Here is a 25780-nt window from a genome sequence, read left to right as displayed (position 1 = left end):
CTGTCCTTACGAGTACGTCAGTTGCCGACGCGGCGGCGCAGATCCTGGAACGCGGTGTAGTTGGCGATGACCTCGATACGGCCCGGCGGGGCCATCTGCACGGCCTGGTCGAGGTTCTCGCAGACCTGGAAGTGCTGGTTCGCGACCTCCAGACGGACTGCGAGGTCCAGCTTGCGGTCGCCGATGACGAGGATCGGGTGCCCGGTCAGCCGCGTGTAGTCGACGTCCCACAACCAGGAGGTGTCCGTGCCGTCGGCGCCGCGCGCGTTCACGGACAGGATCACCGGGGTCGGCGGCGGGTCGATCAGGGAGAAGGTCTCCAGCCAGCCGGCCGGGTTCTTGGCGAGCAGCAGCCGCAGATCGCGCTCCATGAACTGCACGACGTCATAGCGCCCGGCCACCGCCTGCACCTGGTACATGCGTTCCAGGGCGACCTGCGGCGGCACGCCGAACACGGCGGCGACGGCGGCGGAGGAGGCGGCGTTGGCCTTGTTGGCGCGGCCCGGCAGCTGGAGGTGGATCGGCCAGGCGGAGCCGTGCGGGTCGAGGACGTGGTCGCCGGACAGCGCCCAGCTCGGGGTCGGGCGGCGGAAACCGCACTCACCGCAGTACCAGTCGTCGCCGGGGCGCTGCATCACACCACCGCAGGACGGGCAGGACCAGGCGTCGTCCTTCCACATCTGGCCGGCGGCGACCCAGATCACGTTGGGGGAGGAGGAGGCGGCCCACACCACGAGCGGGTCGTCCGCGTTGGCCACGATGACCGCTTTGGAACCCGCGAGTCCCTCACGCCAGTTCTCGGCCAGCATCCGGGTCTCGGCGGCGCGGTCGAGCTGGTCACGGGAGAGGTTGAGCAGGGCGATGCACTTCGGGTCGGTGTCCCGGGCGACCCCGGCCAGGTACTTCTCGTCGACCTCGATGACGCCGTACCGCGCATCCGAGCCGCCGGCGAGCGCCGAGGTGATGCCGGCCGGCATGTTGGCGCCGAGCGCGTTGGACACGACCGGCCCTGCGGCGCGCAGTGCCTCGGCGATGAGCCGGGTGGTCGTGGTCTTGCCGTTGGTCGCCGAGACCAGGACCACATCCAGGTTCTGGGCGAGCCGGGCGAGGAGGTCGGGGTCGAGTTTGAGGGCCACCCGGCCACCGATCACCGAACCGCTGCCGCGCCCTGCTGCGCGCGATGCCGCAGCGACCGCCTTGCCCGCGGTCACGGCCAGCTTGGCCCGCGGCGTGAGCGGGTCCGAGTTGCCTGCCATCAGTTCTCGATCCTCCTTGCGTACCCGCCGCGCCGAAGCATCCGGCAACGTGGTGAGGCCTCAGCCTATCGAGATCCACTCACGTGCCCGAATCGCGGCACCATCACGATCCTCGCGCGCGGGGCGCGCGCCAGCGAGGACCGTACCCTTGCCGCCATGCGACACGGCTCCATCCCGGGCGCCCACGGGCGTGTCCGGCCTCTCACCCTGCTCGGCGACCCGACCCTTCACACACCCTGCACGGAAGTCACCGAATTCGGCCCCGAACTCGCCCGCCTGGTGGAGGACTTGTTCGCCACGATGTACGCCGCGCAGGGAGTGGGCCTGGCCGCGAACCAGGTGGGCGAGCCGCTGCGCGTCTTCGTCTACGACTGCCCGGACGACGATGACGTACGTCACCTCGGCCATGTGGTGAACCCACGCCTGGTGGAGACGGACGGTGTGGTGATCCGCGGCCCGGAGGGCTGCCTGTCCCTGCCGGGCCTGGAGGCGGGGACGGAGCGCTACGACCACGCGGTGGTCGAGGGTTTCACGATGGCGGGGGAGCCGGTCACGGTGCACGGTACGGGTTTCTTCGCCAGGTGCCTGCAACACGAGTGCGACCACCTGGAGGGCCGGGTGTACGCGGACCGCGTGCAGGGCTGGCGCCACAGACGACTGATGCGCCAGGTGGCGCGAGCCTCATGGCGCAGGTGACCGGAGAAACCCCAGGGGCGCGGGGAACTGTACGAGCAACCACACGCAGCCCGCAGACAACACCCGACCGTCAGAACCCCGGACCCCCTATCCTGTCCCCCGCGGCCGCAAGCCGCCCCCACAACAGGTCAGCCAGACTCCGCACCAACTCGGCCCGGGAACAAGGCCGTTCCCCCAGCCACCAGTCCCCGGCGGCATGCATCATCCCGACGATCCCATGCCCCCACACCCGGGCGAGCTGCTGACTCCCGGGCCCGAGATCCAACCGTTCCTCGATCACCTGGGCGAGCTCCTCACCCATGCGCCGCAGCAGCGGCGCCGAGTGCTTCCCCACGTCGAACTCCTGGTCTCCCGACGAGCCCTCCGCGGGATGCATCAGGAACCGGTACACCTGGGGCCGTGCCTCGATCGCCGCAAGGTAGGTGTCCAGCGTGGACTCGACCCGCTCCCGCCGCTCGGCAGGTGCGTCCAGCGCCGCCCGCAGCGAATCCAGCAGTGCGTCCGTGTGCCGCTTGGCCAGTGCCGCGTACAGACCGCCCTTGTCACCGAAGTGGCGATAGAGGATCGGCTTGGTGATGCCGGCCTCCGCGGCGATCGCGTTCATCGAGGCCTGCGGACCATCGCGCAGCACCACTCGGTCCGCGGCCTCCAGCAGCTCGCGCCGTCGGCGGTCGGCGGACCGCTGCTGCTCGGTCCGCTGCGTGGTGTCCATGATCTCTCCCCACCCGTGCTGAATCGGTGACGCCTGCGCAAACTAACACTCGGTTCGCCCTGGAGCTCGAACGGGCTGCCGAGGAGTCCTCGTGAGTTGACTTTTCCTACCCATGGGTAACAGACTGCGGTTACCGCAAGTAACATGCATGTGTGCCGCTGGAGGGGACATGGCCGAGTTCACCATGGAGCTCAACGACGAACAGAAGGAGGTCCGGGACTGGCTGCACGGCTTCGCCGCCGACGTCATCCGTCCCGCGGCCGCCGAATGGGACGAGCGTGAGGAGACTCCCTGGCCGGTCATCCAGGAGGCCGCCAAGGTCGGCATCTACTCCCTCGACTTCTACGCCCAGCAGTACTTCGACCCCACCGGGCTCGGCATCTCGATGGCCATGGAGGAACTCTTCTGGGGTGACGCGGGCATCGCCCTGTCGATCGTCGGCACCGGCCTCGCGGCCGTCGGTGTGCTCGCCAACGGCACCGAGGAGCAGATCGGCACCTGGATTCCCCAGATGTACGGCGATGCGAGCGACGTCAAGGTGGCCGCGTTCTGCTCCTCCGAGCCCGACGCCGGCTCCGACGTCGCCGCCATGCGCACGCGTGCGGTGTACGACGAGGCCAAGGACGAATGGGTGATCAACGGCACCAAGACCTGGGCGACCAACGGCGGCATCGCCAACGTCCATGTCGTCGTCGCGGTGGTCGACCCGGAGCTGGGCTCCAAGGGCCACGCGTCCTTCATCGTCCCGCCGAACACGCCCGGCCTCGCCCAGGGCCAGAAGTTCAAGAAGCACGGCATCCGCGCCTCGCACACCGCCGAGGTGATCCTCGACAACGTGCGCGTGCCCGGTTCCTGCCTGCTCGGCGGCAAGGACAAGCTCGACGAGCGCCTGGCCCGGGCCCGGGAGAAGGCGAAGAAGGGCGGCGAGCGCGTCAAGAACGCCGCGATGGCCACGTTCGAGGCGTCCCGCCCGGCGGTCGGTGCGATGGCGGTGGGGACGGCACGGGCCGCGTACGAAGTGGCGCTGGAGTACGCGACGACCCGTGAGCAGTTCGGCCGCCCGATCATCGACAACCAGGGTGTGGCGTTCCAGCTCGCCGACATGCGCACCTCCATCGACGCGGCCCGTCTGCTGGTCTGGCGAGCCTCGTGGATGGCGGTCAACGGCAAGCCGTTCACGGCGGCCGAGGGTTCCATGTCCAAGCTGTTCGCCAGTGAGACCGCCAAGAAGGTCACCGCGCAGGCGATCCAGATCCTGGGCGGCAACGGGTACACGCGGGAGTACCCGGTGGAGCGGATGCACCGGGATGCCGCGATCTACACGATCTTCGAGGGCACGAGCGAGATCCAGCGGCTGGTGATCGCGCGGACGATCTCGGGAACGTCCGTTCGTTAGCAACCGGTGAGCGGGGCTGTGGTCGTGTGGGGTCCGAGGGGCGGGGAACCGCTAGGGCCGGGCCCCACTGCTGTGTGCAATACACGCCACGTCGATGCGATCGGCCAACTTGGCCAGCTCGATGGTCAGCGCGGCCACGGTGTCCTCGTCGAGCCCCTCCTGCCCGGCCTCCACCAGATGCAGCCACCGCCCGCCCACCGTGCGCAGCAGCTTGCTCACGTCGGCCGCAGCCACCTGCAAGGTACCGCGGTCGTCGACGATCAGAGGGAGAGTCACTTCGCGGTTCACAAAGGGGATCGTAACCGCGGAAGGCTCACGCTCCGTGCCATACGGTCGTGATGTTGCAGAACTCGCGGATTCCGTGCCCGGACAGCTCACGCCCGTACCCGGACCGCTTGACCCCGCCGAACGGGAACGCCGGGTGGGACGCCGTCATCCCGTTGACGAACACGCTGCCCGACTCCAGATCCCGCACAAAGCGGTCGACCTCGGCCTCGTCGCGCGTCCAGACGTTGGAACTCAGCCCGAACAGCGAGTCGTTGGCGATCAGCACGGCCTCGTCCAGATCACCCGCGCGGTACAGCGTGGCGACCGGCCCGAATGCCTCCTCGCGGTGGATCCGCATCTCGCGGGTGATGCCGGTGAGGACGGTCGGCGGGTAGTACCAGCCGGGCAGTTCGGGCCGACGGAGCCGGTGACCGCCGCACAGCGCAGTGGCTCCACTGCGCCGGGCGTCGTCGACGAGCTCCTCCAGATCGTCTCGCCCCTTCTCGCTCGACAGCGGGCCGACCTCCGTCTCCTCCTGCATCGGGTCGCCGACCACCAGCGCCTTCATTCCCTCGACGAACCGCTCGGCGAAGGCGTCGTAGACGTCCGTGTGCACGATGAACCGTTTGGCGGCGATGCAGGACTGCCCGGTGTTCTGCACGCGCGCAGTCACCCCGACCTGCGCGGCACGGTCGAGGTCGGCCGATGGCATGACGATGTACGGATCGCTGCCGCCCAGTTCCAGCACCGTCTTCTTGACCATCTCGCCGGCGGTGGAGGCGACCGCGCGGCCCGCGGGCTCGCTGCCGGTGAGGGTGGCCGCCCTGACGCGTTCGTCGCGCAGGATCTCGTCGACCTGTCCGGAGCCGATGAGCAGGGTCTGGAAACAGCCCTCGGTGTAGCCCGCCCGGTGGAAGAGGTCCTCCAGGTAGAGCGCGGTCTGCGGCACGTTCGAGGCGTGCTTGAGCAGGCCCACGTTGCCCGCCATCAGCGCGGGCGCCGCGAAGCGGATCACCTGCCACAGCGGGAAGTTCCACGGCATCACCGCGAGCACCGGGCCGAGCGGCCGGTAGCGGACCCGGACCCGGGAGGCGCCGGAGTCCTTCACATCGGAGTCGGCGGGCTCCTCGTCGGCGAGCAGTTCCTCGGCGTGCTCGGCGTACCAGCGCATCGCCTTGGCGCACTTCGCGGCCTCCGCGCGCGCCTGCTTGATCGGCTTGCCCATCTCGGTGGTCATCACGCGGGCGATGTCCTGCTGGTCCTCGTCCAGGAGGTTCGCGGCCTGGACCAGCAGGCGTGCACGGTCGACGAAGCTGCTCTGCCGGTACGTGCGGAACGTGGCCTCGGCGAGCTGGAGCCGGCGCTCGAGCTCCTCGGCGCCCATGGCCTCGTACGTCTTGAGCGTCTCGCCGTTCGCCGGGTTCACCGTTGCGATGGGCATGGCCGACCTCCTCGGGAGCGACTGTGCTTCGACCTTCCCGCGCGGTGCCGGGCACCGCAACGCGTACACATCTCTTCAGGTCGAGTGCTCCGCCAGGCGGTCGAGAAACGTGGCCTGGGCCTTGACGATCACCTCGCGGGCCCGGTCCAGGCCGAACCACTCCACGCGGTCCAGTTCGGGGAACTCCTGGGTGCGTCCCGACTTCGGCGGCCACTCCATCGTGAAGGTGCCGGGGCTGATGGACGCCGGATCCAGGTCGGCCTCGACCGCCCAGGCCGTGACGATCTTGCCATTGGTCTGCCGGACCTCCCCGAGCGGGACCGCCTCGCCGTCCGGCGGCGGCAGCCCGAGCTCCTCCTCGAACTCCCGGCGGGCGGCCTCCCATGCGGGCTCCCGGGGGTCGTACTCGCCCTTCGGCACGGTCCACGCCCCGGTGTTCCGCTGGGCGAAGAAAGGGCCGCCCATATGGCCGAGCAACACCTGAAGGCCCTGGTCGGTGTGCCGGAAGAGGAGTAGTCCGGCACTTCGTCTGCCTGTCAAGGGGCCACCTCCGGGTGCGCGGCCAGCAGTGTCTCGACGGTGTCCGCCTCCTCCGGGCGCTTGTCCTCGCGGTAGCGGACCACACGGGCGAAGCGGAGGGTGACGCCGGCCGGATAGCGGGTGGACCTCTGCAGCCCGTCGTAGGCGATCTCGACGACCAGTTCGGGGCGTACGGTCACCACATGACCGGTGTTCTCGACGGCCAGCTCCCGCAGCCGTTCGGTCTGCCAGGTCAGCATCGCGTCGGTCATGCCCTTGAAGGTCTTGCCGAGCATGGCGAAGCCGCCGTCCGCGGTGCGGGCGCCCAGGTGCAGGTTGGAGAGCTTGCCGGTGCGGCGGCCGTGGCCCCACTCGGCGGCCAGCACCACCAGGTCGAGGGTGTGGACGGGCTTGACCTTCAGCCACGAGGCGCCCCGCCGGCCGGCGCTGTAGGGCGCGTCGAGGGCCTTGACCACGACGCCCTCGTGGCCGCGGCGGAGCGTCCCGGCGAGGAAGTCCTCCGCGGCCGGTATGTCCTCGGGGCCGGAGACCAGCGTGCGCCGTACCCGCATCGGTTCGGGGACCAGGCGGGCCAGCTCCGCGTGCCGCTCGGCGAACGGCAGGTCGAGCAGGTCGCGGCCGTCGACGGACAGCGCGTCGAAGAAGACGGGGGAGACCGGCACCGCCCGGGCGGCCGTCGGCACGTCCACCCGGGAGCCGACCCGGCCGGCCGTCTCCTGGAACGAACGGGGCCGTCCGGCGGCGTCGAAGGCGATGACCTCGCCGTCCAGCACGAAGCGCGCGCCGCGCAGTTCCCGCGCGGCCTTCGTCAGCTCGGGCAGCCGGTCGGTGATGTCGTCGAGGGTGCGGGTGTAGAGGCGTATGTCGTCGCCGTCGCGGTGCACCTGGACGCGGATGCCGTCCAGCTTCTCCTCCACCGCGCAGGCGCCGAGCCTGCCGACCGCCTCCGCCACCGAGGACGCGGTGTGCGCCAGCATCGGCAGGACGGGACGGCCGACGGTGAGCCGGAACCGCTCCAGCGCCCCGGGTCCTTCCGCGAGCAGCGTCTGCGCCACCGTCTGCAGCGACCCGGCCAGCATCACCGCCCGCCGGACGTCCGCGGGCGGCGCTCCGGTCGCCTCGGCGAGCCCCTCCACCGCGACCGCGTCCAGGGCGCCCTGCCGGACCTCGCCGGTGATCAGCCCGAACAGGAACTGCTGCTCGCCCTTGGTCGCCGCACCCATCAACTCCCCGACCAACCGGGCCCGTTCGGCCTGCGAGCCGGTGCCGGTGACCTTGCCGATCCCGGTGAGCCGGGCGTCCACCTCGCGCACGGTCAGGGTCGGCTCGGTGGCCGGGGCGACCCGGCGGCTCAGCACCTTCCAGCCGATGCCGAGCCGCCCCTGCGGGAGCCGGCCCGCGAGGTAGGGGATGACGACCGGCACGTCGTCCGCCTCCGCGTCCCGGAACAACCCGGCGAGCAGGGCGATCTTGCGGGACCGCGCCGAGGTGGCGGCGACCTCCCGGGACACGTCGGCGAGCCGGGTCAGCAGCATGCAGCCATGGTGCAACGGGGAGGCGGGGCCTGTCCGGCGGAGCAGGCCGCAGAAAATCGGCGGCATCTCAGAAGTGCAGATGTGCGTGCCGGACCCCGTGTCTGCGGCATGATCCGCCGGGCAGGCCCTACACCCGCACGGCCGCGTCGAGGTCGGTCATCAGCAGTTCCCCGTTGATCGTGGCGCCCGCGCGGTAGCCGCCGCTCGCCGCGTTCACGACCTGTTCCGAGAAGCCCATGGCGTTGCCCGCGGCCCACACGCCGGGCACGGTCGTCATGCCCGTCGCGTCGACCACGGGGTAGGCGCCGAACGGGGTCTCGTTCAGCTCGGCGCCGAGCTGCTGAAGCAAGCCGGTCTGCGGGACGGCGCGGGGCGCGACGAACAGCACCTCGCGGGCGTGGGTCGTACCGTCCGCGAGCCGGACCCCGGTGAGCCGGTCGTCCTCCACCATCAGGCCGGCGACCTCACCGGGCACCACGTCCACCCCGGCCGCGGCGAGACGGCGCAGGTCGTCGTCCGTCAGGTCGTTCTCGGCGCCCTCGTGCAGGAAGAAGGTGACGTCCTTGGACCACTGGGTGACGATCAAGGCCTGATGCACGCTGAGCGGGCTGGTGGCGAGCACGCCGAAGGCCTGGTCGCGCACCTCCCAGCCGTGGCAGTAGGGGCAGTGCAGCACATCCCGCCCGAACCGCTCGGCGACCCCGGGCAGCGTCGGCAGTTCGTCCTTGAGCCCCGTGGTGACGACGAGCCGCCGGGCGTGCACGGTACGTCCGCTCGCGAGCTCCACGGCGAAGTCCTCGCCCTCGGTGGCGCCCACCACGGTGTCCCGGACGAGCTCCACGCCGTACCGCGCGATCTCCTCGCGGCCGATCGCCAGGAACTCGGCGGGCGGCATGCCGTCCCGTGACAGATAGCCCTGCATGTGGGCCGCCGGTGCGTTGCGGGGCTCGCCGGCGTCGACGACCAGGGTGCGGCGCCTGGCCCGTCCCAGGACGAGCGCGGCGGACAGGCCCGCCGTGCCGCCGCCGACGACGATCACTTCGTATGTCTCGGTCATGGTGACCACCTCCACCGAGACCGTCGCCCAGGGAAGGCCGATTGACAAACGCCTTTGCTGATTCTGCAATAGCGGTCATGACTACGGACGAGGTTCTCGCGGGGGTGGGCCCCCGGCTGCGGCGGATCCGCAAGGAGCGGGAGGTGACCCTCGCGGCGCTGTCGGAGGCGACCGGCATCTCCGTCAGCACGCTCTCCCGGCTGGAGTCGGGACTGCGCAGGCCCAGCCTGGAGCTGCTGCTGCCGATCGCGCAGGCGCACCAGGTGCCGCTGGACGAGCTGGTGGGCGCCCCGCCGGTCGGCGACCCCCGGGTGCGAGCAAAGCCGATCCAGCGGTACGGCCGGACGCTCTATCCGCTGACCCGGCAGCCGGGCGGGCTGCAGGCCTACAAGATGGTTGAGCCGCAGCGGTCGGTGGAGCCCGACCCGCGCGTCCACGAGGGCTACGAGTGGCTGTACGTGCTGTCCGGAAAGCTGCGGCTGGTGCTGGGGGAGCACGACGTGGTGCTCACGGCGGGGGAGGCCGCCGAGTTCGACACGCGCGTGCCGCACTGGTTCGGGTCGACGGGGGAGGGGCCGGTGGAGTTCCTGAGCCTGTTCGGGCCGCAGGGGGAGCGGATGCATGTGCGGGCGCGGCCCAAGCGGGCGTGACCCGTTCCGGCGCGCGTGACGTACGCGACTGTTCCCTGATCGGCAAGCGACCGCTTAGTATGCGATCGACCCCGGTCGGACGAGGAAGTCGCGTGGAGGCCCCGCATGCAGGCATGGCAGGTGCACGAGAACGGCGAGCCGGGCGAGGTGATGCGCCTCGCGGACGTGGCGCCGCCCACACCCGGCGACGGCCAGGTCCTGCTGAGGGTGCGGGCCGCGAACATCAACTTCCCTGACGCCCTGCTGTGCCGGGGCCAGTACCAGGTGCGGCCCCCGCTGCCCTTCACGCCAGGTGTGGAGATCTGCGGCGAGACCGAGGACGGCCGCCGCGTGATCGCCAACCCGGCGCTGCCGTACGGCGGTTTCGCCGAGTACGCCGTCGCGGACGCCGCCGCAACGCTGCCCGCGCCCGACGCGCTGGACGACGCGGAGGCCGCCGCCCTGCACATCGGCTACCAGACGGGCTGGTTCGGCCTGCACCGCCGGGCTCGGCTGGAGGCCGGCGAGACCCTGCTCGTCCACGCCGCCGCAGGAGGGGTCGGCAGCGCGGCCGTGCAGCTCGGCAAGGCGGCAGGCGCCACGGTCATCGGTGTCGTCGGCGGTGCCCAGAAGGCCGCCGTCGCCCGCGAGCTGGGCTGCGACGTGGTGATCGACCGGCGTGCCACGGATGTCGTCGCGGCCGTGAAGGAGGCCACCGGCGGCCGGGGCGCCGACGTGATCTACGACCCGGTCGGCGGCGAGGCCTACGCCCAGTCGGCCAAGACCGTCGCCTTCGAGGGGCGGATCGTGGTCGTCGGCTTCGCGAGCGGGTCGATCCCCAGCCCCGCGCTCAACCACGCCCTGGTGAAGAACTACTCGATCCTCGGCCTGCACTGGGGCCTGTACAACACCAAGAACCCGAAGCTGGTCCAGCACTGCCACGAGCAGCTCACCGAGCTGGCCGCGCAGGGCGCCATCAAGCCGCTGGTGAGCGAGCGGGTGCCGCTCAGCGGGGCCGCGGCCGCCGTGCAGCGGGTGGCGGACGGCGTCACCACCGGCAGGATCGCCGTCGTCATGGAGGAAGCAGCATGATCGACGCCATGGAACTGCGCAGCCGCACCCAGGAGTTGCTGGCCACACATCCACCGGCCACCACGGACCGGCTCGACTTCCTCGGGGCCCGCTTCGACGCCGGGCTCGCCTGGGTGCACTACCCCGAGGGACTCGGCGGACTCGGTGCCCCGCGCTCCCTCCAGGCCGTCGTGGACGCCGAGTTGGAGGCCGTCGGCGCCCCCGACAACGACCCGCGGCGGATCGGCATCGGCCTCGGCATGGCCGCGCCGACGATCCTCGGCTTCGGCACCGAGGAGCAGAAGCGGCGGTACCTCAGGCCCCTGTGGACGGGGGAAGAGGTCTGGTGCCAGCTCTTCAGCGAGCCGGGCGCCGGCTCCGACCTGGCCGCGCTCGGCACCCGGGCCGTACGGGACGGCGAAGAGTGGGTCGTCAACGGGCAGAAGGTGTGGACGTCCAGCGCCCATCTCGCCCGCTGGGCCATCCTCATCGCCCGCACCGACCCGGACGTGCCCAAGCACCGGGGCATCACGTACTTCATCTGCGACATGACCGACCCGGGTGTCGAGGTGCGTCCGCTGCGCCAGATCACCGGCGAGGCCGAGTTCAACGAGGTGTTCCTCACCGACGTCCGTATCCCGGACTCGCGACGCCTCGGCGGGATCGGCGACGGCTGGCGGGTCGCGCAGACCACCCTGATGAACGAGCGTGTCTCCATCGGCGGCATGCGGCTGCCCCGCGAGGGCGGCATGATCGGCCCGGTCGCGAAGACCTGGCGCGAGCGCCCCGAACTGCGCACCCACGACCTCCACCAGCGGCTGCTGAAGCTGTGGGTCGAGGCCGAGGTCGCCCGGCTCACCGGCGAACGGCTGCGCCAGCAGCTCGTCGCGGGCCAGCCCGGCTACGAGGGTTCCGGCATGAAGCTGTCGTTCGCCCGCCTCAACCAGGAGATCAGCGGTCTGGAGGTCGAACTCCTCGGCGAAGAGGGCCTGTTGTACGACGACTGGACCATGCGCCGACCCGAACTCGTGGACTTCACCGGCCGGGACGCCGGCTACCGCTACCTCCGCTCCAAGGGCAACAGCATCGAGGGCGGGACCAGCGAGGTCCTGCTCAACATCGTCGCCGAGCGCGTCCTGGGCCTGCCTGCCGAGCCGCGCACCGACAAGGACGTCGCGTGGAAGGACCTGGCCCGATGACCGACCTGCTCTACTCCGAGGAGGAAGAGGCGCTGCGCGCCGCCGTCCGGGACCTGCTCACCGACCACTGCGACGCGGCCGGTGTGATCGCCCGCAGCGAGTCGGACGCGCCGCACGACATGGAGTTGTGGAAGCTCCTCGCCGACGGTATGGGGCTGGCCGGGCTGCTGGTGCCGGAGGACCGGGGCGGTCAGGGGGCCTCGCACCGCGAAGCCGCCGTCGTCCTGGAGGAGTTGGGGCGGGCGGTGGCGCCCGTGCCGTATCTGACCAGTGCCGTGGTCGCCACCGAGGCCCTGCTGGCCTGCGACGACTCCGCCGAGCTGCTCGCCCGGCTGGCGTCCGGGCGGACGATCGGCGCCCTCGCCGTCGCCCTGCACCTCGCTCCGGGCGCCGCCTTCCCGGCCGTACGACTCGAGGACGGCGTTCTGCACGGTGAGTTGACCGGCATCGCGGACGCGTCGGCCGCGGACGTGCTGCTCGTGCCTGCGGACGACGGCGGGCTGTACGCCGTGGAGCGCGATGCCGTGACCGTGGTGCCGCAGGTGTCGCTCGACCTGACCCGGCCGGTGGCGCGGGTGCGCTTCGAAGGGGCGGCGGGTCGTCGGCTGGGCGACGCGGAGCCCGCCGCACGACGAGCCCTGCTGAGCGCGGCCGGGCTGCTCGCCTCGGAGCAACTGGGACTCGCCGACTGGTCGTTGACGGAAACGGTTCGCTACCTGAAGGAGCGCAAGCAGTTCAATCGCCCCGTCGGCGGGTTCCAGGCGCTCAAGCACCGGCTCGCCCAGCTGTGGCTGGAGGTCGCGGGCCTCCGGGCCGCGGCACGGGGTGCGGCGGACGCGCTGGCGACCGGCGAGGACGTCGACGTGGCCGTCGCGGTCGCGCAGGCGTACGCCGCGCCCGTGGCCGTCCGTGCTGCCGAGGAGGCGCTGCAACTGCACGGCGGTATCGGGATGACCTGGGAACACCCGGTCCACCTCTGCCTGAAGCGGGCCAAGGCGGACTCCCTCGCGTACGGCACCGCGGGTGCCCACCGTGGCGCACTGGCCGAGCTGGTGGACCTTCAGGCCCCCTGACGTACACCTGGAGAAGCGCGGTCGACGCGCGCGGGAATCCCGAGAAAAGCCCGCCCCACCTGGGGCGGGCTTTTCGGTGTGCCCCGGTCCGGTGAAGTGAACTGATGACGGCGGTCCGGCCAACTCCCTTCTCGGGACTGCCTCATGGGCGCTACGGAACCGCATACTCGCTGGGGTTTCCATCCGTCCACCAGGGAGGCAGAGCATGGCCCTCACCACCCGTCGCAGAGCCCTCACCACTCTCGGCGCCGCCCTCGCGGGCGCGGTCGCCCTGCCCGGCGCGAGCGCGATCGCGGGCGAAGCGAAGAAGCACGGCCCGCGCCCGCTGTGGCGAGCCCACGCCCACAACGACTACGAGCACCCGCGCCCGCTCCTCGACGCGCTCGACCACCGCTTCGGCAGCGTCGAGGCCGACATCTACCTCGTGGGCGACCAGCTCCTCGTCGCCCACGACCCGGAGGACCTCGACCCGGCGCGCACGCTGGAGTCCCTCTACCTCGACACCCTCGCCGCCCGCGTCAAGGCCAACCACGGCCGGGTGTACCGCGGTCACCGCGGCTCCCTGCAGCTGCTCATCGACATCAAGACCGAGGGCGCCTCGACGTACCTCGAACTCGACCGCCATCTGCGCCGCTACAAGCACCTGTTCACGACATACGCCCACGGCCGGGTCTTCCCCGGCCCCGTCACCGCCGTCATCTCCGGCGACCGCGGGGCCCGCGTGCCCATGGCGGCGCAGACCGTGCGCCGGGCCTTCTACGACGGCCGGCTCGCGGACCTCGGCAGCCCGGCGCCCGCCTCCTTCATCCCGCTGATCAGCGACAACTGGACGCTGAACTTCACCTGGCGAGGCGTGGGCGCCTTCCCCGACGCCGAGCGGCAGAAGCTGCGGACCATCATGCAGGCGGCGCACTCGCGCGGGCAGAAGGTGCGGTTCTGGGCCACCCCGGACCTGGCCGGCCCCGCCCGGGACGCGCTGTGGACCGAGCTGCTCGCCGCCGACGTCGACTTCATCAACACCGACGACCTGCTTGGCCTGGAGGCGTTCCTGGACGCCCACGAGCAGGCATAGGGCCTGTCCGGCGGATCAGGCCCTGGAGACCACACGTTCGGGGGACATGTCAGCTGCCCGGACGAACCCTCCGCTGCGCCACACTTGCGGCCGAAGGCCGCGCAGTGGACGTGGCGGAGGAGGTTGACCATGGCCATTTCCATCTCTGTGGTGCTGCTGCTTCTGATCCTGGCAGTGATCTTTCTGCGCAACGGTGGGCTCAAGCCCACCCACGCGGTCGTCTGCCTGCTGCTCGGCTTCTACCTCGCGAGCTCCAGCGTCGCCCCGACCATCCACAGCGGCCTCACGGCCACGGCTGACATCGTCAGCGGCCTGAGACCGTGAGGACCGCGTGGAAGGGCGGGGTCAGCCCGTGGAGAAGACCCCGATGCCGTTCGGAACCGGGCGCTCCACTCCGTCGGTGGGGTGATTGCGCACGGACACACCGCCCGCGCCCGGCGTGCGGGCGACCAGCGTCGACGAACCGCCGCCGTCCAGGCTGAAGGCGTCCACCGAGCCCAGCTGTCGCATGGCGTCGGCCACTTCGGCGATCGTCAGACCGGTGCGGTACTCCGGCGCACCGTCCACCGCCAGCAGCAGCACCCGACGCCCGCCGTCCGCGATGCCCACGGCCGTGCGTACGGCCGAGGTCCGGTCGTCCAGGCCGGCCAACGGCAGGCCGTCCCTGAGGACCGGATAGCCGCCGAGAGCGAAGCGGTACGGGACCCACGACTTCTGCGCGACCAGCCGGTGGCGTACCTGCACGGGCTCGCCCGTCGAGAACTTCCGCAGCTGCTGGGCACCCGCCTCCCGGCCCACCAGCACGGTGGTCCCCTCGACGATCGGGCCGCTTCCAGGAGTGTCCGCGGCCGACACCACCCGACCGTCCCTGACCGTCACCTCGTAGGTGTCCGCGCTGCACGGCGCCGCCCGGTCGGTGTCCGTGCCGCACGTGGCACGCACCCGGGAGGCGCTGCCCCAGGCCGAGGTGAACGCGCCGACCGAGCCCACCGGCAACGCGTACTGGTTGAGCCCGCCGAGCGGCAGTCGCACCGCAGGCGTGGTGACCGCGCCGTCCAGCGCCAGGCTGTCCAGCCGGGCCCGCCGGTCGACCCCGACGCCCACGACGTCCTTGGTGCTCGTGCCCGGCGGCAGTGCGGGACCGAAACGCTGGCCGTTCGGCACCGCCGCCTTCAGTGCCGTGCCGCGTGCGATCACCGGTCCGACGCTGGCGCCGGTTGCCTGCACGCCCGGGTGCTGGACCTCGGTGATGTTGAAGAAGTCCCCGTTGACCCCGGCGACGGCCCCCCGGGCGTCGGCGAGTTGGGAGACGGTCGCCCGTGCGGCCACCGCTCCGGGGTACAGCAGGTCGAGGCGCACCCGAGGGTCGCGCAGGTCGACGCTCAGTACATGGGCGTGCGTCGGTCCCCTGGCCGCCTGGATGTCGAGTTCCCGGTAGACGACGCCCGGTGCGATCCGGGTCGCGTCCTCAGCGGCGCCGGCCGGTGCCGCCCCCACCAGGGCCGCTCCGGCCAGCGCGCCGAGTGCCGTGAGTAATGCCAGTAACGTTCTGCCTGCTCCGAACCGCTTCTGACGACGCGTCACAGATCCCCCTGAGGTCTCGTCAACTGTCTCAGGACGCGGGGGAAGTGCACCAGGCGACCGTGTCCGAGGGGGTGACGGGGACCCGACCGCGCGAGAACGGGTGGGAGAACGCGTGCTGTTGGCGGTGGTCAGGGGTGGGCGCCGACGCCCGGTCGACGTGCGAGCGGCCGACCCGGCCGGGGACAAGAGCGACGTGCAGGGTGGGTGCGGAGTGTCGTCGCCAGGCCGCTGTCAAGCGCAGCACCATGGGGCACTCCCCTATCGGGCGGCGGGTATGAAAGCGACTCTGTGGGGCACTCGAACAGCCCCGTCCGTCCTTATCGGCGGAAGGAAGGTTGTGCTCATGACGCCGATGACGTTCTCGCATGGGACGCGCCCTGGGAGCCGCCGGGACCGGACGGACGGCGAGGGCTCCCTGCGGGTCCTGCGCGAGGCCTGCTACGACGTGGCGCTCGTCCTCGCAGCGCAGGGGCGCAGTCCGTGGCCCACCGCGCGGCTGCTGCGGAGATGGCACGGGTGCGCCGGATCGGTGCCGACGGCGCGGACGGCGACGACGGCCTCCTCGATGCCGGCCACCGACGCCTGCCGGGCCAGGACGAGGCCGCGGCGGCCCTCGACACGGCTGCCGCGATGGGCTTCCTGCCCAGGGCGGGTGATGACGGACGGCTGCGCGTGATCCCGCCGCCCGACACCACGGGCCTCACGGGCAACGGCCCTTACGCCGTCGTACCCCCAGGGGCCGACGCGTGGACCCCGGACCGCTGTTCCGAGGCCGTTGCCGAGCTCGCCGATGCCGGCCATCGCGTCGTCGTCACCGGCGGACCGGAGGAGACCGCCCTGACCCGGTATGTCAGCGGCGCCACGGCGGTCGACCTCGGCGGCCGCACCGACCCGCGACGGCTCACCGGTGTGGGTGGGGCTTTGTGTTCGCCCCGGTGGGAAAGGGTCCCGGCTGACCGTGCCGCCCTGCCCGGTGTCGGGTGGAGGTGGCGTGGGTGTGCAGGTGGAAGCCTGCGCCGAGTCCGGCCCCGCGTGGCTGATGCCGGTCGGGGGCTCATCGTGTGCGGTGCCTGCCGCCCGCGCCACCGCCGGCTGCGGTGGGTGGGTGGTGGGGGCGTCCGCCCCGCCGGACGCTTGTCACCCGGGCCAGCTGATGCTGTTGCTGGTGGCGCGGGCGGGGGCCCTGCGTCGCTGCCTGGGCACAGGGCGGTTTCTCGTCAGGCCCGCCTTCGTTCGGTCCGGCGCAGGCCAGACCTGCGGTCCGTCGGGGTGGCGGGTCCGGGTGGGGGTGCTGGACCGGGTGGTCCAGCTACGTCCGCAACGATCTGTCCGCGTACCGAGGCGGAGAGGCGGGTGTTGCGGGTACGGCCCTTGCTGCGGGCCTCCATGTCCCGCAGATCCTCCAGATAGATCACCGACGCTTGCGCCGCCCGGGCGTGGGTGACCATGAAGCGGGCGGCGGCCTTCGCGATGGCCGCGTTCAGGCGGTCCCGGGCGCCCGGCCCGTGCGAGCTGTTGACATGCGACGCCGGTTTCCCAACGGGTCGCAGCTCGATCCCGGAGCCGCCGGCACCGCTCTCGCGGCCGCCGCCAGTTACTGCGATGGTGCCGATCGTGGTCCCATGGAAGGATGAGCGCAGGAGTGGGCCGCCGGGCGAAGATCCCGCGGTGGCGCAGCCCGCTGCCGGCGCCGACGGCCTCCCGCCTGCTTCCCTGTCCGCTGCCGCCGGAAAGCACCGCAGCGAGGGGGTTTCTCCTGAGTCGTGGCGGTAACTCGGGCCCGACCCCGTGGCAGCGACCCGCCAGACTCCGACCGCTTCCCCGCCGCGCCCGCAGAGCTGTCCGGACCGACGCCCTGCTCTTCAGCTCCACGGAACAGGAGTTCCGGATGACCACCACCACACAGCGTCCGCGGCCCGGGGGACCGGCCCCGCACATCGGCCTGCTCGGCTCGTACGGCGGCTTCAACCTGGGCGACGAGGCCATCCTGACCTGTGTCATGAGCTGCCTGCGCAGCCACCGCCCGCACGCCCGGCTCGTCGTCTTCAGCCGGAACGCCGAGCACACCCGCGCCCACCAGCCGACCGCCGACCAGGTGGTGGACTGGGAAGGCGTCCCGCAGAAACAGGTCCTCGACGTTCTGTCCGGCCTGGATGTGCTGGTGCTCGGCGGCGGCGGCATCCTCTACGACGGCGAGGCCCGCCGTTACCTGCGGCTGGTGCGGGCGGCCCAGACCCGCGGTGTGCGTACCTTCGCCTACGCCATCGGCGCGGGCCCGCTGCGCGAGGCGGACGACCGGGAGGCGGTGCGCGCCGTGCTGCCGGTGATGGACGAGGTCGTCGTGCGGGACGAGGAATCACGGCTCGTACTGGAGGAGGCCGGGCTCGAACGCGATCTCACGGTCACCGCCGACCCGGCGCTGCTGCTGCCGCCCGAGCCCTTCACCGAGCAGATGATGCGGCAGGAGGGCATTCCCGCCGCGACCCGGCTGGTGGGGATGTCGGTGCGCGAACCGGGCCGGGCGGCGGAGAAACTCGACGAGAGCGACTACCACGCGCTCCTCGCCGACGTCGCCGACTTCCTCGTACGGCGGCTCGACGCCCATGTGGTCTTCGTCCCGATGGAACGGCAGGACGTGCACCACGCCCACGGCGTCCTGTCCCGGATGACCGCACCGGACCGGGGGCGGATCCTGCACAGCATCTACAGTCCCGGCCAGGTCCTCGGCTTCATGAGCCACCTCGATCTCGTGGTCGGCATGCGACTGCACTTCGTGATCTTCGCCGCGCTCGCCGGACTGCCCGTGCTGCCGTTGCCCTACTCCGGCAAGGTCTTCGACTTCGCCCGGCGTATGGGCGCACCGGCCCTGGTCGGGGTGGCGCGCGAGCAGGCCGGGCTGCTGCTGGCCGAGGTCGATCGGCTCTGGGACGAGTTCCCGCAGCGGCGCGCCGATCTCGACGCCCGGATTCAGCAGCTGCGGGCCCTGGCCCGGGAGACCTGCGTCCGATGCGGCGCGGTGCTCGACGCCCTGGACCACGAGACCGGTGACCGGGCCGGTCCAGAACAGCCCGGACTGCATCTGCTCCGGCCGGGCACCGGAACCGTGACCTGAGGGACCGCACCCGGGCGAGACCGCCCCGCCGCCCTCGGAGAAACCACCCGACGGGAAATAGCGATGCCGATCCTGGAACGACCGCCACAGCCCCGGACCATCACCCTGCCTCCACGTTCCGCCCACCACGCGGGCCGGACGGAGGTCCTCGTCGTCGGCGGCGGCCCGGCCGGAACCGCGGCGGCACACGCGGCGGCCGACGCAGGGGCCGACGTCGTGCTGGTGGAGCGCTACGGCTTCCTCGGCGGCAACGCCACCGTGGCACTCGTCATGCCCCTGATGTCGTTCCACAACGAGCAGAAACAGGCCGTGTTCGCCGGGCCCGGTGAGGAGGGGGACCGGCTGCTGCCCACCGATCACGGCGAGGGCGAGGCGGTGGTCGCCGGCTTTCTGTGGCGGCTGCTGGAACGGCTGGACGAGCGCGGCGGCTGCACCCCGCCCTCCCTCGACACCGGCTACACCGTGCCCTTCGACCCGGAGATCTTCAAACTCGTCCTCCTCGATCTGCTCGACGAGGCGGGCGTACGCATGCTCTTCCACTCCTTCGCCTCCGCCGCGCTGCCTCTCGACGACGGCGAGGGCTGGCGGGTTGTCTTCGAGACCAAGTCCGGTCCGGTGGTGATCGACGCCGATGTCGTCGTCGACGGCACGGGCGACGGCGACGTGGCCGCGGCCTGCGGAGCACCGAGCGAGGTCGGCCGCCCGGAGGACGGGCTGGTGCAGCCCATGACGCTCATGTTCCGGGTCGTCGACTTCCTGCGGCCGCGGTTCGCCGAGTACGTCCACGAGCATCCCGACCAGTGGCGGGGCGTGCACGGCCTGTGGGACCTCGTCGAGGAGGCCACGAAGTCCGGCGAACTGCGCCTGCCCCGCGAGGACATCCTGTTCTTCGGCACACCACACCCCCGTGAGGTCAGCGTCAACAGCACCCGCGTCACGCGAGCGCTCGGCATCGACGTGTGGGACCTCAGCCGCGCCGAGTACGTCGCCCGCCGCCAACTGGAGCAGATCGAACGCTTCCTGCGCCTGCACGTACCGGGCTTCGAGCAGTCGTACGTCGTGCAGAGCGGCACCCAGGTCGGCGTACGGGAGACGCGCCGCATCCTCGGCGACTACCACCTGACCGGCCACGACATCCTGGCCGCGCGGTCCTTCCCCGATGCCGTCGCACACGGCGCCTATCCCGTCGACATCCACAACCCGAGGGGAAGCGGCACCGTCCTCAAACGTGTCCCCCGTGGGCGGTTCTACGACATCCCGCTGCGCTGTCTGCTGCCCCGCGAAACGGACCGACTGCTCGTTGCCGGGCGCTGCATCTCCGGCTCGCACGTGGCACATTCCTCCTACCGTGTGATGCCCATCGCCATGGCGACCGGCCAGGCGGCAGGCGTCTGCGCCGCGTTGGCCACCCGCCTCGGCCGCAGCCCGCGCGACGTGCCGTACCACCTCGTCCAGCAGGAACTCCTGCGCCAGGGAGCCCGACTGGACATCGAGGCCGACGCACCCGCGCCGCAGCCCCGCTGATGCTGCGCCACGGACGGCGTACCGGCAGCCGTTCAACGGCGGTAAGCCGCGGTTCATGACTCATTGTCGTGCCACCGGCCGTCGACGGGAGCGGTGTCGAAGCGCGTGGCCGCCGACGCGTTGTCCCTGAAGTCGTTGCCGGCCACGCGTCCGCCCCTCCAGCTGCCTGTGTCTGTGATCCAGAGGGCGTGGGTCTGAGTCCTGGGCCGTTGGTCGTCCCAGATCCGGTTGCTGTGCATGTGCGGTCCGCAGACGGTGGCGGCGGTGGTGATTCCGGCCCGCGGCGCCGGGGAACCGGGCAGCCGGTACGGGGAGCCCGGCTCCGGCGTGCCGTCGATCCAGGCCGTTCCTGCCCCCGGCCGCACAGGCGCCAGGCGGATTTCTGTTTCTGTGTTGAACGTGACCACGGCGTGCTGGGCGCCCACCGTCAGCTGTTTGCCGCGATGCCCGTCCGGCGGCCAGTCGGCGTTCTCGTCGATCATGGACAGCCGACTGAAGCGCACCCCGGCACCGCCACCCGATGCCACCGGCGCGGCGCGGCGGCCGTTGTTGCGGATCCGGTTGCCGAGGACGGCCGGATCCCGCAGGCCGGCGTCGATACGGACACCGTCGAGCGCGTTGTCCCGGATGTCGTTGGACTCCAGCACGATGTCTGCTGCCGCTTCCTGGTCGCCGCCCGCGAGATTGTGCTCCCAGTACCCGTACCGACCGTTGTTGCTGATCCGGTTGCCGCGGAAGGCGTAGGGGCCGGGAGTGTTGCCGATCCCGAGGCCGTCGCGCACATTGCCGTCGATCACACAGCCGGTGACGATGCCGCCGCGCCCGCCGATGCCCGATGTGCCCTGGGAGGACACGTCGAACCCCGCCTCGTGATTGGCCAGCATCGTCGACGAGGTCACCAGCAGACCGTCGGCTCCCCAGTCGGAGATGCCGAACCGGTTGTCCTCGGCGTGACAGGCGGTGATGCGGATGCCGCGGGGTGGCGGCCAGTGCTCCTGCTGCAACTCCACGAAGATGCCGTTGGTGCCGTTGCCGACCGCCGTGCAGGCGGTGATCGTCAGGCGCTCGACCATGCCCCAGCCGCCCACGCCGATCCCTATCCCGGCGCCGCCCATCTTCTCGCCGGGGTCCTGCCGTCCGCACCGCTCCGCCAGAACCCCCTCCACGAGCGTGTCCTGCAGGAAGTCACAGCCGAAACCGGTCGCCGCGGTGTCGTGCACGAACAGATCGCTGAACCGGCCCCGCAGCACGTACTGCAGACCGATCCCCTTCGCCAGGGCGTCGTACTCCTGGGTCCACACGCCCGAACCGTCCACCTCGAAATGCGCGAAGGTGATGTCCGCCAGATGGTTGTCCCGGCCGGCCCCGTGCTGCGCGGCGGTGAACCAGGCCAGCGGCACCGGGGTCGTCGGGCTGCCGGGGTTGCCCAGCACGAAGCGGGTTGCACCCCGTCCGGCGCCGATCAGGGACACGCCGCTGCGCCAGACGGTGGCCCGGTCCCGCATGACGTAGCAGCCGGCGGGGACCTGAATGGTCCGCGGACGGCCGTCCGCGGCGCAGGCCGCGCCCAGGGCGTCCACGAGCTCGGCGAACGCCGGCTGATCGTTGGTGGTTCCGTCGCCGACCAGACCGTGCTCCCGGGCGTCGACCGTCAACGGCATCGACAGGGACCTGGACATCTGAACGTTCCTCTCGCGAGGTGCGGTGGCGGGTGGGCTGCGGGCCCGGCGGCCGCCGATCACCGAGTACCAGTGAACGGCCGTGCCCAATCCCGGAAGTCCCGGGCGAGCCCGGCGTCCCGTTCAGGCGGAGTTGACGAGCCTTGTGTAGCGCGCCCAGTCCCAGTGCGGTCCGGGGTCGGTGTGGTCGGTGCCCGGTATTTCGTGGTGCCCGATGATGTGCTCCCGGTCCCTCGGGATGCCGTACCTCGTGCAGATAGCGGCGGTGAGTGCGGCCGACTGCTCGTAGAGGGCGTCGGTGAAGTAACCGGGCTGGTCGACCCAGCCCTCGTGCTCGATGCCGATACTGCGGGTGTTGTAGTGCCAGTTCCCCGCGTGCCAGGCGATGTCGGACTCGCGGACGCACTGCGCCACGTGCCCGTCGCCGGATCTGACGACGTAGTGCGCCGAGACCTGCTTCCGACGGTTCTGAAAGACGGCCAGGGTGTTGGAGTAGCTCGTCTGCGTGACGTGGATGACCACGAGATCGACGGGACGGGCGGTCCCTCGGTTCGACGCCGTGTAGTTGGCGGCGGTGGCCGGCTGCCAGTCGGCGTGCGGGTGGTCGGGGGCCGGCATCACGGCACCCACGCCGGGTTCGGGGAGCAGCGCGTACGGGACGGCGGCGAGAGCGGCGGCGCCCTTCAGGATGCGACGCCTGGTGGTGATCGGTCGGGCCCGTTCCATGGACGATTCGCCTTTGCATCGAGGAAAGTCGGGAAATGCTGCGAGCCACGGTGGCCGCTCAACGCCGCAACGCCGCCGTCTCACGCAGCCGCGCGTGCGCCCGGCGGGGCAGCCCTCCCTGTACAGATCGAGAACCGTGCCCGGCGCGATGCGCGCCACGGGCAGCGCGCCGCCGAACGCCCAGGCGTATTCGCCCGGTTCGGGCCGGACGGTCGGCATGCGGGGATCGCTCTCGACCACACCCCTGCGTTCCCCGCGACGCGACCGGATGGGCACCAGCACCCTTCGGCAATTCCACCGCCGTCATGCGTCCCCCCCTTCGACAATCCAGCCCCGCACACCCGCCGTGGTCACCACACGGCGGCTGCGCCTCGCGTGAATCACGGTACGACGCGTGCCGGTTGGACGGGAGGACGTCCCGCTCATCGGTGGACGGCCGCGGAATTGTGGACAACTCGCTCACCCGAACGGGTGGGGACGCCGGTCTCTCGCCCGTCAGCCTTCTGCTGCCGGCCCGTCAGGAACGCTCCGCCACCGCCGCCGGATCGTCCAGCACAGCGCGCACCACCGAGTGCGCCGCACCCAGCAACGGCCCTTCCGGCCCGAACCGGGACACGGACACGGGGCAGGCCGGCCCCGCCGTGCGCCCGGCCAGTTCGGACCGCAGCGACGGCAGCAGCCACGGCGCGAGACCGGCCAGCGCCCCGCCCAGCACGACACTCTCGGGGTCCAGCAGATTCACCGCCCCGGTCAGCGCGACACCGAGCGCCTCTCCCGCATCCCGCAGCGCCCGCCGCACGTCCTCGTCGCCCTCCGTCGCGCGCGCCGCGAGCAGTCCCACCCGGTCCTCGCCCGGTTCCAGGCCGGCCGCGCGCAGCACCGCCTCCTCGCCGGCGTACTGCTCCAGACAGCCGCGCCCGCCGCACGCGCAGGCCGGCCCGTCGGGCCGGACCGGCACATGCCCCAGCTCGCCCGCGAATCCCCGCTTTCCGCGCAGCAGCCGCCCGTCCACGACCACGCCCGCGCCGATGCCGATCTCGGCGGACACATGCAGAAAGTCCCGCGGAGTGCCCTCGCCCAGCCACAGTTCGGCCAGAGCTCCGAAGTTGGCCTCGTTGTCCACGGTCAGCGGCAGCTCGGCGGGCAGCAGGGAGCCGAGGTCAGTGTCGTGCCAGTCGAGGTTCGGGGCGCGTACTACGGTGCGCCCGTCGCCCGCCACCAGACCGGGCACGGCCACGGCGAGCCCGGCCGGCCACAGCCCCTCGCGTTCCGCCTCGGCCACGACATGACGTACCAGCCGGGTCAGCTCCTTTACGACCGGCGCAGGGGAGCGGCCGCGGTTGGAGCCGTGCCGCACGATCCTCGCCCGCACCTGTCCGCGCAGGTCCACCGCACAGACCGCGAGGTGGTCGACGCCGACCTCGGCGCCGATCCCGGCTGGACCGCGCCCGCTGACGGCGAGGGCGGACCCGGGCCGGCCCCGGCCGACCCGGACGGGCCGTTCCGGGCCCAGCTCCTCCAGCAGGCCGGAGCGGATCAACTCGTCGACGAGGGTCGAGACCGCCGCGCGGGTCAGCCCGATGCGCGAGGCGACCGCGGCACGGGAGAGCGGCCCCGCGGCGCTGACCGTGTGCATCACCCGGGCCAGGTTGCGGCGCCGCATGCCCTGCTGGGTGTCGGGCAGTGCACGCCCGGGACCGGCAGGGCGGGCCTCGTGCAGCGGTGCGGTCATGCCTCCGTCCGTCCTCAGTCGATCTGCGTGCTCCGCTCCAGCAGCGGGGCCGCGTCGGAGAGTACCCCGGAGATCCTGGCCAGCGTCTCCTCGTCCCGTTCGACCGCTTCGAGCACCGGTCCGCGGGTGGTGTTCCAGCGGCGGGCGACCGCGGCCGGATCCTCGCCGGTGAGCAGGCCGGCCGCCTGGGCCGCGGCGCCGAGCGCCACCAGCTCTCTGGCCTCGGGGACCTGGACCGGGCGTCCGGAGAGCCGTCGTACGGTCTGCTGCCAGGCCGTGCCCCGGGCGCCGCCGCCGATCAGCAGCAGGGGTGCCGAGCGGTCGGCGTCCTCGTCGAGGACCAGGTCGAGCGCGCCGAGCAGGGAGTGGACGGCGCCGTCGTACGCGGCCTGGAGCAGCTGGCCTGCGGTGGTGTCGTGGCGCAGGCCGTGCAGCAGCCCCGACGCGTTCGGCAGGTCAGGGGTGCGCTCGCCGTCCAGGTAGGGCAGCAGGGTGACGCTCGTGCCGGGCTCGACGGCCTCGCGGTCCAGGCCCAGCAGGGTTGCGACGCGGTCGACGGCGAGCGTGCAGTTCAGAGTGCAGGCCAGCGGCAGCCAGTCGCCGCGCGCATCGGCGAAGCCCGCCACGGTGCCGGTCGGATCGGCGGGGCGCCGCTGCGACACCGCGTACACCGTGCCCGACGTGCCGAGGCTCAGCACCGGCATGCCGGGGCGCAGCCCGAGCCCGAGCGCGGCGGCGGCGTTGTCGCCGGTTCCGGGGGCGACCAGGGTGCCCTTGGAGAACGGCAGGTCGTGGCTGTCGCGCACGGTGCCCGCCACTTCGCCGGGCCGGACCATGCGCGGCAGCAGCGCCGGATCGAGCCCGACGTGCGCAAGGATCTCCTCGTCGTACGACTCGCTGCCGGACGCCCACCAGCCCGTCCCGGAGGCGTCGCCGCGGTCCGTCGTGCCCTGCCCCGTGAGGCGTTCGGTGAGGTAGTCGTGGGGCAGGCGTACGGCCCTGGTCGCGCGGATCGCGTCCGGCTCGTGCTCCGCGAGCCAGGCCCACTTCGTCACCGTGAAGGACGCGGCGGGCACGCTGCCCGTGCGGTCGGCCCAGAACTTTGCGCCGCCCAGCTCCTCGGTCAGCCGGCGCGCCTGTGGCGCGGAGCGCACGTCGTTCCACAGCAGCGCGGGACGGACGGGCTCGCCCCGGTCGTCCAACGTGACGAGGCCGTGCTGCTGCCCTCCGATGGACACGGCGGCGGCCTCGTGCGCGGCGTCGCCGCACTGGCGCAGCGCCTCGTGCAGGGCGTCCCACCACTGCCGCGGATCGCTCTCGCGCCCGGCTCCCGAGGACACGGTGTGCGGTGCCTGGCCGCTCGCCACGACCTCGCCGGTCGCCGCGTCGACGACCAGCGCCTTGGTGGACTGGGTGGACGTGTCCACGCCGACGACGAGCGGACCCTCGGCTGCTGACATCGGGCTCTCCCTTTCCTGC

23 protein-coding genes are annotated in these 25780 nt (G+C 71.9%); 10 read left to right on the top strand and 13 right to left on the bottom strand.

The window, feature by feature from the left end; all coding sequences use genetic code 11:
- Positions 1–17: 17 nt before the first annotated feature.
- A complete protein-coding gene (locus tag StrepF001_RS02315; RefSeq protein WP_129796597.1) occupies positions 18–1256 on the bottom strand; it encodes a MurT ligase domain-containing protein in 1239 nt (412 codons plus the stop codon).
- A 156-nt stretch (positions 1257–1412) separates the two neighbouring features.
- On the opposite strand from StrepF001_RS02315, the gene def reads away from it, so the two are divergent.
- On the top strand, positions 1413–1952 hold the full coding sequence (gene def, locus StrepF001_RS02310) for a peptide deformylase (RefSeq protein WP_165396145.1): 540 nt from the start codon (positions 1413–1415) through the stop codon (positions 1950–1952).
- A gap of 70 nt (positions 1953–2022) precedes the next feature.
- On the opposite strand, the gene StrepF001_RS02305 is transcribed toward def, so the two are convergent.
- On the bottom strand, positions 2023–2664 hold the full coding sequence (locus StrepF001_RS02305) for a TetR family transcriptional regulator (RefSeq protein WP_129796596.1): 642 nt from the start codon (positions 2662–2664) through the stop codon (positions 2023–2025).
- A 169-nt stretch (positions 2665–2833) separates the two neighbouring features.
- Here StrepF001_RS02305 and StrepF001_RS02300 point away from each other — a divergent pair, with 169 nt between their 5' ends.
- Complete coding sequence (locus StrepF001_RS02300; protein WP_129796595.1) at positions 2834–4060, top strand: acyl-CoA dehydrogenase family protein; 1227 nt, start codon at positions 2834–2836, stop codon at positions 4058–4060.
- 51 nt (positions 4061–4111) lie between these two features.
- On the opposite strand, the gene StrepF001_RS02295 is transcribed toward StrepF001_RS02300, so the two are convergent.
- From StrepF001_RS02295 to StrepF001_RS02275, 5 genes are all read right to left on the bottom strand, one after another.
- On the bottom strand, positions 4112–4348 hold the full coding sequence (locus StrepF001_RS02295) for a DUF6213 family protein (protein ID WP_129796594.1): 237 nt from the start codon (positions 4346–4348) through the stop codon (positions 4112–4114).
- A 25-nt stretch (positions 4349–4373) separates the two neighbouring features.
- Positions 4374–5768, bottom strand: coding sequence for an NADP-dependent succinic semialdehyde dehydrogenase (locus StrepF001_RS02290; RefSeq protein WP_129796593.1), 1395 nt, complete (start codon positions 5766–5768; stop codon positions 4374–4376).
- Positions 5769–5843: 75 nt separating this feature from the next.
- Positions 5844–6308 carry an NUDIX domain-containing protein gene (locus tag StrepF001_RS02285; RefSeq protein ID WP_129796592.1) on the bottom strand — a complete coding sequence of 155 codons (465 nt, stop codon included), beginning with the start codon at positions 6306–6308 and terminating at the stop codon, positions 5844–5846.
- Positions 6305–7843: an ATP-dependent DNA ligase gene (locus StrepF001_RS02280; protein WP_129796591.1), complete on the bottom strand. Its 1539-nt coding sequence runs from the start codon at positions 7841–7843 to the stop codon at positions 6305–6307. Before StrepF001_RS02280 ends, StrepF001_RS02285 begins: the two co-directional genes overlap by 4 nt.
- A gap of 127 nt (positions 7844–7970) precedes the next feature.
- A complete protein-coding gene (locus tag StrepF001_RS02275; RefSeq protein WP_129796590.1) occupies positions 7971–8900 on the bottom strand; it encodes an NAD(P)/FAD-dependent oxidoreductase in 930 nt (309 codons plus the stop codon).
- Positions 8901–8977: 77 nt separating this feature from the next.
- Between StrepF001_RS02275 and StrepF001_RS02270 the strand changes: the two genes are divergently transcribed.
- From StrepF001_RS02270 to StrepF001_RS02245, 6 genes are all read left to right on the top strand, one after another.
- Positions 8978–9550 (top strand): XRE family transcriptional regulator, encoded by a 573-nt coding sequence (locus StrepF001_RS02270; protein WP_129796589.1) that lies wholly within the window; start codon positions 8978–8980, stop codon positions 9548–9550.
- A gap of 105 nt (positions 9551–9655) precedes the next feature.
- Positions 9656–10621 (top strand): NADPH:quinone oxidoreductase family protein, encoded by a 966-nt coding sequence (locus tag StrepF001_RS02265; protein WP_129796588.1) that lies wholly within the window; start codon positions 9656–9658, stop codon positions 10619–10621.
- Entirely contained in the window at positions 10618–11799 is a 1182-nt protein-coding gene (locus StrepF001_RS02260; RefSeq protein ID WP_129796587.1) for an acyl-CoA dehydrogenase family protein, read from the top strand. The genes StrepF001_RS02265 and StrepF001_RS02260 overlap by 4 nt, the downstream gene beginning before the upstream one ends.
- Entirely contained in the window at positions 11796–12872 is a 1077-nt protein-coding gene (locus tag StrepF001_RS02255) for an acyl-CoA dehydrogenase family protein (protein ID WP_129796586.1), read from the top strand. Before StrepF001_RS02260 ends, StrepF001_RS02255 begins: the two co-directional genes overlap by 4 nt.
- 205 nt (positions 12873–13077) lie before the next feature.
- Positions 13078–13944 (top strand): phosphatidylinositol-specific phospholipase C/glycerophosphodiester phosphodiesterase family protein, encoded by an 867-nt coding sequence (locus StrepF001_RS02250; protein WP_129796585.1) that lies wholly within the window; start codon positions 13078–13080, stop codon positions 13942–13944.
- 129 nt (positions 13945–14073) lie between these two features.
- Positions 14074–14268, top strand: a complete 195-nt coding sequence (locus StrepF001_RS02245; RefSeq protein WP_129796584.1) for a hypothetical protein — start codon at positions 14074–14076, stop codon at positions 14266–14268.
- 21 nt (positions 14269–14289) lie between these two features.
- Here StrepF001_RS02245 and StrepF001_RS02240 read toward each other — a convergent pair whose 3' ends face one another.
- The gene (locus tag StrepF001_RS02240) at positions 14290–15528 is read right to left on the bottom strand and encodes a phosphodiester glycosidase family protein (RefSeq protein WP_129796583.1); all 1239 of its coding nucleotides are present in this window, start codon (positions 15526–15528) and stop codon (positions 14290–14292) included.
- 438 nt (positions 15529–15966) lie between these two features.
- The gene (locus tag StrepF001_RS45420; protein WP_165396144.1) at positions 15967–16329 is read right to left on the bottom strand and encodes a hypothetical protein; all 363 of its coding nucleotides are present in this window, start codon (positions 16327–16329) and stop codon (positions 15967–15969) included.
- A gap of 1087 nt (positions 16330–17416) precedes the next feature.
- Here StrepF001_RS45420 and StrepF001_RS02230 point away from each other — a divergent pair.
- Entirely contained in the window at positions 17417–18640 is a 1224-nt protein-coding gene (locus StrepF001_RS02230; RefSeq protein WP_129796582.1) for a polysaccharide pyruvyl transferase family protein, read from the top strand.
- Between the two features lie 63 nt (positions 18641–18703).
- On the top strand, positions 18704–20164 hold the full coding sequence (locus StrepF001_RS02225) for an FAD-dependent oxidoreductase (RefSeq protein ID WP_129796581.1): 1461 nt from the start codon (positions 18704–18706) through the stop codon (positions 20162–20164).
- Positions 20165–20217: 53 nt separating this feature from the next.
- On the opposite strand, the gene StrepF001_RS02220 is transcribed toward StrepF001_RS02225, so the two are convergent.
- From StrepF001_RS02220 to xylB, 4 genes are all read right to left on the bottom strand, one after another.
- Positions 20218–21843: a right-handed parallel beta-helix repeat-containing protein gene (locus StrepF001_RS02220; RefSeq protein ID WP_129796580.1), complete on the bottom strand. Its 1626-nt coding sequence runs from the start codon at positions 21841–21843 to the stop codon at positions 20218–20220.
- A gap of 123 nt (positions 21844–21966) precedes the next feature.
- Positions 21967–22569, bottom strand: a complete 603-nt coding sequence (locus StrepF001_RS02215; RefSeq protein ID WP_129796579.1) for an N-acetylmuramoyl-L-alanine amidase — start codon at positions 22567–22569, stop codon at positions 21967–21969.
- A 517-nt stretch (positions 22570–23086) separates the two neighbouring features.
- On the bottom strand, positions 23087–24301 hold the full coding sequence (locus StrepF001_RS02210) for an ROK family transcriptional regulator (protein ID WP_129796578.1): 1215 nt from the start codon (positions 24299–24301) through the stop codon (positions 23087–23089).
- Positions 24302–24315: 14 nt separating this feature from the next.
- A complete protein-coding gene (gene xylB / locus StrepF001_RS02205; RefSeq protein ID WP_129796577.1) occupies positions 24316–25761 on the bottom strand; it encodes a xylulokinase in 1446 nt (481 codons plus the stop codon).
- Positions 25762–25780 lie beyond the last annotated feature (19 nt).

Origin of the sequence: Streptomyces sp. F001 (genome assembly GCF_004187715.1) — a bacterium.
In the GTDB taxonomy this organism is placed as follows: domain Bacteria; phylum Actinomycetota; class Actinomycetes; order Streptomycetales; family Streptomycetaceae; genus Streptomyces; species Streptomyces flavusporus.
Note: the sequence above shows the minus strand (reverse complement) of the source record. Positions and strands in the feature narration are given on the sequence as shown.